Annotated in this window: 1 protein-coding gene; it reads right to left on the bottom strand. The window is 75.3% G+C overall.

Annotated elements, in window-relative coordinates; all coding sequences use genetic code 11:
• Positions 1–197: 197 nt before the first annotated feature.
• Positions 198–1,856, bottom strand: coding sequence for a penicillin-binding transpeptidase domain-containing protein (locus tag BN2279_RS09470; RefSeq protein ID WP_407702213.1), 1,659 nt, complete (start codon positions 1,854–1,856; stop codon positions 198–200).
• Positions 1,857–1,975: the final 119 nt, after the last annotated feature.

Genomic DNA, 1,975 nt, shown 5'->3' with positions numbered 1-1,975 from the left:
ACCCGCGGGAGGCGGGCGGCCCCGCCGGGCCGCCTAAAGGGGGGCATGCCCCTCGCCGGGGCGGCCCGGCGTGGGGGCAGCGCGCGGGGCGGGGGGGGCGGCGGCTGGGCCGTCGAGCACCTGCCCGGCGGCCCGGCGGCGGCCTACTGGGCGCCCGCCTCGGCCGCGCTCCTGGCCGCCGCGCTCGCCGCCGCCGGCTACAGGCCGTTCAGGAAGTCCGCGGCCACCGGGCCGGCGTCCCGGCCGCCGGAGCCGCCGTCCTCCAGCATCACGGCGAAGGCCAGGTCGCGCTCCCCGAGGTAACCGATCATCCAGGCGTTGGTGGACAGCTCCCCGTCCTCCGTGCCGAACTCGGCGGTCCCCGTCTTGCCGTGCGGCTCGCCCGGCACGTCCCGCAGCGCCGAGGCGGAGCCCTCGGTCACGGTGTCGCGCATCATCGTCCGCAGCGCCTCCAGCGTGTCCGCGCCCAGCTCGGCGGTCGCCTCGTGCCGCGCCTCGACCGCGTCAGGGACGAGCTGCGGCTGGCGGAACGTCCCGTCCGCGACGGTCGCCGCGACCGAGGCCATCACCAGCGGGCTGGCCTGCACCTGGCCCTGGCCTATGAGCGAGGCGGCGAGCGCGTTCGGCGAGTCGGCGACGGGCACGGCACCGTCGAACGTCACGGCGCCGACGTCCCACACCGCCCCGATGCCGAACGCCTCGGCGGTCCGGGTCAGTGTGTCCCCGTCGAACCGGTCGAGGTTGTCGATGAACGCCGTGTTGCAGGACGCGGTGAACGCGTCGTGCAGCGTGGTGCCGGGACCGAGCTCGAACTCGTCCTGGTTCTCGAAGCGCTGGCCCTCCACCGTCGCGTACTGGGGACAGCCGAGCACGTCGTCCGGCCCGGTGCCCGACTCCAGCAGCGCGGCGGCCGTCACCACCTTGAACGTCGAGCCCGGCGCCAACTGCCCTTCCAGCGACCGCGCGAACCCGTCCGCCGGCCAGTCGGCCGCCGCCAGCACGTTCCCCGTCGAGGGCTGCACGGCGACGATCGAGCCCTCCCGCCCCAGATCGGCCAGCGCGGCCTCCGCGGCCCGCTGCACCGTGAGGTCGATGGTGGTCCGCACGGGCGTGCCCGGCTCGCCGCCCTCCTGCTCGTGGAGGGTCTCCACGGCGTCCCCCGACTCGCGGTCGGCTATCACCACGGCCCCGGCAGCGGTCCCGGTGAGCTGGTCGTCATAACGGCTCTGGAGACCTGACGCCCCCGCGCCGCCGTCCGGGTCCAGCGCGCCGACCACCGAGCGGGCGGCGTGCGCCAGCGTCCTGGTGCCCTCCTGGAACTGCAACCCCTCGACGCCCCGCAGCGCCGTCTCATGCTCCTGGAACGCGGACTCCCGCAGCGTCACCACCGGCACCGCCTGATCCGGCTCGGCGGCCTCCACCCGGTCCGCGAGGGCGTCGGTGTCGATGCCCGCGCCGAGCGCGTCCAGCACCTCGTACGCCGCGTCCGGGTCGGTGAGCCGGGAGGGCCATATGGAGATGTCGAAGACCACCGAAGGCCCGGCCAGCTCCTCGCCGTCCGCCGCGAGGATCGCGGCGCGCTCGGGCTCCTCGGTGGTGAGGACCAGCGTCTGCCCCTCGGCGAGGTCCGGGTGCACGACGGCGGACTCCCAGCGCACGGTCCACTCGTCCTCCGCGCCGTCCGCGGCGGGCAGCAGCAGCGCCGAGGAGTCGTACGACCACTCCCCCAGCCCCTCCAGCGCGAACGTGGCGGTGAACGGCACGGTGAACGCGCCGTCCTCGCCCTCGGTCACCTCCTCGGCGACCTCGAACGCGAGGCTCTCCGCCCGCATGTTCGTCCCCACGGACTCCAGCAGCGACCGCGCCGCGTCCGGGTCGTCGGTCGCCGCTGGCGTCCGTGGGGGCGAACAGGCGGGCGGGGGGGCCGTCTCCTATATACATCTGACGCTGCCGACGAAGAGCAAATGGGATGCGG

The sequence above is a fragment of the Streptomyces specialis genome (assembly GCF_001493375.1).
Lineage (GTDB): Bacteria > Actinomycetota > Actinomycetes > Streptomycetales > Streptomycetaceae > Streptomyces > Streptomyces specialis.
The sequence above is the reverse complement of the archived record's forward strand: the minus strand, read 5'-3'. Positions and strand labels throughout refer to the sequence as shown.